General features: G+C 40.8%; 6 protein-coding genes and 1 pseudogene. All 7 read right to left on the bottom strand.

The window, feature by feature from the left end:
• The coding region (locus U9Q77_00835) for a hypothetical protein (protein MEA3285906.1) at window positions 1-977 on the bottom strand (977 nt) is incomplete at its 3' end.
• 11 nt (window positions 978-988) lie between these two features.
• The gene (locus U9Q77_00830; protein MEA3285905.1) at window positions 989-2,125 is read right to left on the bottom strand and encodes an N-acetyl sugar amidotransferase; all 1,137 of its coding nucleotides are present in this window, start codon (window positions 2,123-2,125) and stop codon (window positions 989-991) included.
• Window positions 2,126-2,137: 12 nt separating this feature from the next.
• Window positions 2,138-2,926 carry a HisA/HisF-related TIM barrel protein gene (locus U9Q77_00825; GenBank protein MEA3285904.1) on the bottom strand — a complete coding sequence of 263 codons (789 nt, stop codon included), beginning with the start codon at window positions 2,924-2,926 and terminating at the stop codon, window positions 2,138-2,140.
• 7 nt (window positions 2,927-2,933) lie between these two features.
• On the bottom strand, window positions 2,934-3,533 hold the full coding sequence (hisH, locus tag U9Q77_00820; GenBank protein ID MEA3285903.1) for an imidazole glycerol phosphate synthase subunit HisH: 600 nt from the start codon (window positions 3,531-3,533) through the stop codon (window positions 2,934-2,936).
• A gap of 34 nt (window positions 3,534-3,567) precedes the next feature.
• Window positions 3,568-4,338 (bottom strand): HisA/HisF-related TIM barrel protein, encoded by a 771-nt coding sequence (locus U9Q77_00815; GenBank protein MEA3285902.1) that lies wholly within the window; start codon window positions 4,336-4,338, stop codon window positions 3,568-3,570.
• A gap of 1 nt (window position 4,339) precedes the next feature.
• The gene (gene hisH / locus U9Q77_00810; GenBank protein ID MEA3285901.1) at window positions 4,340-4,978 is read right to left on the bottom strand and encodes an imidazole glycerol phosphate synthase subunit HisH; all 639 of its coding nucleotides are present in this window, start codon (window positions 4,976-4,978) and stop codon (window positions 4,340-4,342) included.
• Window positions 4,968-5,942: pseudogene (locus tag U9Q77_00805) on the bottom strand (N-acetyl sugar amidotransferase). The gene hisH (U9Q77_00810) and the pseudogene U9Q77_00805 overlap by 11 nt, the downstream one beginning before the upstream one ends.
• Window positions 5,943-6,048 lie beyond the last annotated feature (106 nt).

The following is a 6,048-nucleotide window of genomic DNA, read 5'->3' as shown; positions in this document are numbered from 1 at the left end:
TTCGCTTTAAGCTCACCTCGTAATGAATCCAGGACAACCAGGCTTCCATTCAGGTAGGAGATGTTATGCGGCATCCACAAATCAGTAATTACGGGATTTTTTACAAGATTAGTGGTTAAATCTATCTCCAATGCAACACCATCAAAGATGTCCCTCTTCCAGTTTCCTGTATATGAGAACATGGTGACATATAGACTATTGCCAACGATACAGAGGTCATTGCAGTGATGCAGCGGCTCCCCTTCGATTTTATATTTGTTGGAAATGGATATTTCATCAATTTCGCTGAACTCTGCATCAAGGATGATGATACTGTCCCGATAACTAGATACGATGTAGAACTGATTCTTATTCTCAGAATAGGCTATTCCATGACCCCGGGTTGCCTGATTCAATTCTTTTGACGAAAGGATATTATAGTCCTTGTCAAATTGGATAACTCCCTTTTTATCATCTACTGTAATGAAGGTTCCGTCATGTTTGATCAAACCATAGCAAATACCGCTATAGATCTTCTTGTAGGACCAGTTATGTCCCTCCAGGATAAGCTCATAGACTCCCCCCCCACTTTGTGGATCGTCGACTTCTGGCAACCCACTCGTAAATAACATCCTGGCAGAATGATTCTCTAACTCTGAGATAACTCTGAGATCATTCAGGATAGGACTGACGATATAATCCTTTTGCGGAGTATAGCCATACCCTTGTAACTGTGCTGAAACATCTGTGAAAGAGGTTGTGCAAATGATCACATAGTATTTTGTCTGATTCTCCTTCAATATCTCAGGTTCAAATACATCTTTTCCATCTTCAATTGTGTTCGCCAGATTCGGATTATTATCAACCATAAAACTGTAGTCTTGATTTAGCTTTCGGCCTGTTTTATGTGCGCCAGAACCTGCACCAAATAGCACGATTTTTCGATTATTAGAATTTTTGTTAAGCTCCTGGAAGGAGCCAAAAGGAATCTCTCGCATAATTGCTTACCTTAATCCCATATATTATCTTTAACCCACTTACCCTGGGTATCACGCTCCCAAACACTGGGATCCCTGAATGAATCTGCAATTTGATCAAACTCTTCTTCCGACATATCCACATACTCCAACCATCGATAGAGATCTTTTGGTTTTATTGAATCTCGCTGCTTAACAATCTCTATGCCCTGTTCACGGGATAGTCTTCCTTCCCGGATATCCTTGCAGACATGGTCTGTAGCCCTGCCATATCCAAATTTGATATACTTCATATAATCATGAATACCATTCTCATGCATGTCATCCAGATTTGATATTTTGCGATAGGTCCTCTCAAATTCAGCATCAGCCTCTTGCCACCCATAGGTCTTGGCAATTGCGGCGTTATTATTACCTGACCACTTGATATAATTTCCCAAATATATGCCGCGTACACCGACTCGTTTGATAGCCGCATCTGAGGGAAACATATATGATATCATTTCCTGCTTCTGGATCTTATCACGCTCATCATCGATCATATCATACCAATCATAGCCTCGCTGTACATGTTCAAGTCTAAATCTTTGAGTGAGTTCAACATAATCGCTATATGAATGCATCCCTCCCAGATCCATAAAACCATGTTCGCCATCGATCAGCAACGAAACATTATGTTGAACGGCCACGATATAGGGATAGGTTTGGATTCCACAATGAGCATGCCAATTCATATCGCCCATCATTCTATAGCAAAGCCTGTTTAAGCGTTTCAGCAGACTAATACTGGGAGTAAAGAAAATATGGTCACAACCAAATGTTTCGCGCATATTGACTAAATTTGTGGTTCCCTCAGGCATCCAGTTATTTGCATTGTAGGTGACCAGCAAGGGGTTCATCCCATAAATGTTTTTGATGGTATGAATTTGAAAATAACTGTCTTTCCCACTGCTTACCGGGATAATGCAATCATAATTAGTTCCGTCCTTGCTTCTGTATTGATCAAGGAGTCTCTTCAACTGTTGCTCTCTTCTAACCCAATCAACTGTATCGATTTGTTGACTTGTAAGGCAACCACTGCAGATGCCCTCATCGTTAAACTCAACTGGTATAGCAGATGATGAAGGTATCACACATTTTTTGCAGTATTTTACTTTTCCCAGTTTCATAGATGATCGCCCTTAGAAAACTCCATATTCCTTACGAATGTCAAAGTTTTCCTGTTCTAAAGTTTTTTTAACATGGTAGTAACTGTGTTCTTTAAAATGAAAAATATTGCCGGCAGCTACGGCTGAAGGGTTTGCTTCGCGTAGACATTCATTAAAATCGTAATAGTCGCCTGCCCCCCCCAGCGCTATCACAGGCACTTGAACGAGGTTCACGATCTCTACAATGGTTTTAATATCATACCCTGATCCAGTACCGTCTCTGGAGATATCATTGAGCAATATTTCACCAATTCCCGCTTGTTCCAGATGCTGGCACCATTCAGTCACACGATATTGCGATCTTGTCCGGCCATGTTCGTAATAGGTATAGTCATCCTGATAATCAACACAAGCTACCAAAGCTTGGGATCCATAGATCTCAACAGCAAGCGGCAGAATATGATCATCCTGATACAAAACAGTATTCAGGATCACCTTATCGGCACCATTTTGAAGGATTTCCCCAATGTCTTCAATTGTACGGACTCCACCACCAAAACTCAGTGGTACAAAAATATTTCTCGATACTTCTCGTAGTAATTCGATCTTATTATTTTCTATCTTTACTTTATGGTCGGAACGACGACTTTGATATTGGTGATCTTTGCTGATATCGATGTAGATAATTTCGTCAACGGCCCAGTCACTAAATCGTTTGACCTCGTTTATCGGATTGCCAATTATCTGGTGAATTGTAAACGCTTCGCTTCGAATGATCATTCCTTCTTTTAAAAAGATACAGGGTATGATACGCTTTCTCATCTTCGCCTCAACTTTTCCCGAACTCTGATAGAATTTTCATTCCACTTGTATGGCTTTTTTCAGGATGGAATTGACAACCGTAGATATTGTCCTGCTTAACGCATGCGGTGATACCCTGATCAGTAGTGACCGCAATTATTTCATTATCACTGGGTTTGACACAATAACTATGGATATAGTAGTAGTCGTTGATATTGCCTGTCTTCTCGCCAAGAAATTCATTGACGACATGACTCTCAGCCCAGCCGATCCTGGGGATGCTATACTCAGAATCAGGTGGTAATTTTATCACTTCACCATCTAACAATCCTAACCCAGCCATGTTTGGGGACTCCTCACTGCTCTTGAAAAGGAGTTGCATACCCAGGCATATACCAATAATAGGCATTTCATGTTCAGTGACCTCATGGATGATCTGGTCGAAGTAGCCATATTCCTTTAGAACTGATGCTCCATTCCCAAATGATCCTACTCCAGGAAGAATTATTTTGTCAACTGCTCCCAACTCATGGTGATTTTCAATAACTTTGAATTTAATATTCAGATAGCTAAGGGAATTCAATAGGGACAACAGGTTTGAGTTGCCTAAATTTATTACCCCAATCATTTTGTTGTACTCTTCATAATCCTATTAAATCTTCCTATAAACTTACCTGGGCATCGAGCATTCTTATGTCAATATTATTTTTGTACAATTCAGTTTTTATATCATTGGGTGTATATCTTGAAAAATGAAAAATGTAGGCAGCTGCAACAGCATCGGCTCCAGCTTCAATAGCGACAACAGCATCGGAAGGTTTGCCCATACCTCCATTGACGATTACCGGAATCTCCAGCTGACTATCAAATGCACGGATCAGCTGTAAATCATACCCTTCACCTAAACCTTCACTATCAACAGAAGTAAGCAATATCTCACCAGCACCATTATCCTGATATATTTGAGCTAAAGTAACTGGATCCTGATCAAGGGTTCCGGTCATTTTGTTAAACACCTTATATCCGCCATTCACTTTCTTAACATCGATGGAGCAAACAATGCACTGGGAGCCGAATAATGTCGATGCTTTCCTGATAAACCCATAATCCTCCAGCGCAATAGAATTGATCGATATTTTGTCTGCACCAGCCAGCAGGATAGAGTAGATATGATCTATTTTATTTATGCCACCCCCTATGGTCAAAGGCATGAAGCATTCATTGGCTATATCTGTTATTATCTCGGTATTGATCCCGTCTCCATTCATGCTTGCATCTATATCGAGTACAATTAATTCATCAACATTTCTGGCGTTATACACGCGAGTTGTGGAGGTAGGATGTCCAATGGTTCTAAAAGAATCGAATTGTATGCTTTTGACCAGTTGCCAGTCTTTCAATAGAACACAGGGAATAATTCTATGTTTTAACATATTATTCCATGACCAGTTCAGAAAAGTTTTTTAAAATCTTTAGACCATATTGCTGGCTTTTTTCTGGGTGAAACTGAAAGGCAAAAATATTCTGCTTCTGAATGGATGAAGTAAAGGAGTATCCATATTCAGTCGTACTCGTGACTATATCCTCTGACGATTGAAAGTGGTATGAGTGTACAAAATAGAAATCACTGTTATCTGGAATACCTTTAAACAAAGGATTCCCATGTTGATACACCACGTTATTCCAGCCAACATGTGGAATTTTGATCTTTTCCATTTCATTGGAATGATCAAATCTGATCACATCGGCTTTGATCCAGCCAAAACCTTTTGTAGGAGTATTTTCAAAACTTTGACTACTAACCAATTGCATCCCCAGACAGATTCCCAGAAAGGGTTTTGAATTCCCCAACACTTCTTGATTGAGAACCTCCACAAGACCCAGGTCGTGCAAGTTTCTCATGCCATCACCGAAGGCACCCACCCCAGGGAGAACAATTTTGGCAGCATCTCTGATCATCCCGTGATCTTGACTGATCTTGACATCAGCACCCACACGGGCAAAACCTTTTTCAACCGAACGCAGGTTTCCCATATTGTAATCCACAATAACTATGGTGTTATTATTTGACAATATGCTCTTCCTTTCTTACTAATGATCCGTCAATATCTCGGAGGAAGACACCCGCTTGATCGCGCTGGAATATTTTTTTGTTCGTGTATGAATCAATGATCTGGTTTAGCTCATCTTGTGAGAATCCCGTAAATTTCAAATATTCTTTAATCGCCTTTTTGGGGAGTAATCCATCGTATTTATGAACCAGTCGTAACCCTTCAGGCCTGTTGATATATCCCAATCTGATATCCAGGCACGCATTATCAGTGGCGCGCCCAAATCCATACTTGACATATTTCAAATAATCGTGAAAATGATTACTGTAACAATCCAGATTTTCAAAATTTTCATACGTTGTTTCCACGGAACGTTCTGCCACACTAAATCCATTTTTTAGTGATTTTGCCAATACTTCCCGCAAATCCCATTTGAAATAATATCCCAAAAAGATACCCGTCACCCCAACGCGATGAATTTCTTCATCACTGGCATAGGTATACAGGGACAGGTCTCTTTTTGTGAGACCATCTACACCGATCATATCTGAGATTCGGTTCCCCAACAATCCCCCAAATTCTTCGAGCCATTTCCGATCAAGAACATTTCGGGTTTTACTGGCTGCAGGGCCACCATACTCGATCTGGGGACTCTCACCCCAGATAATGAGAGGAATCTCAAAGCTGACTGCAAATTTTGGAACTGTGGTAAATATCCCGAGGTGATTTTGCCACTCATTGTCTCCAGTTCGAATAAAGGCTTCTCTGGCCAATTTCCTGTATACAACCGGGTTTCGTTTTATGTGGATCAGGTCAACACCCAGATGGTTCAGGTTCTCAAGGTTCTTACGCCCCACGCTGGTTGGAATACTAGGCTCAAAACAGATACACAGTGGATTCAAACCCAATTCCAATACCTTTATGACTTGAAAGGTTGAGTCTTTGCCACCACTTACTCCAATGATACAGTCATAATCTGGATGTCTTCCCAGTCGTCATCCTCAAACACTTCATCCGGCTGCCAGTCTGGAACAAACTTATTGAGCCATCCGATTTTGCTTGCAACGTCTTTGAGTTCTTGCGGAAGCGGCA

This window comes from Candidatus Neomarinimicrobiota bacterium (genome assembly GCA_034716895.1).
In the GTDB taxonomy this organism is placed as follows: Bacteria; Fidelibacterota; UBA8477; order UBA8477; family JABMPR01; genus JABMPR01.
Note: the sequence above shows the minus strand (reverse complement) of the source record. Positions and strands in the feature narration are given on the sequence as shown.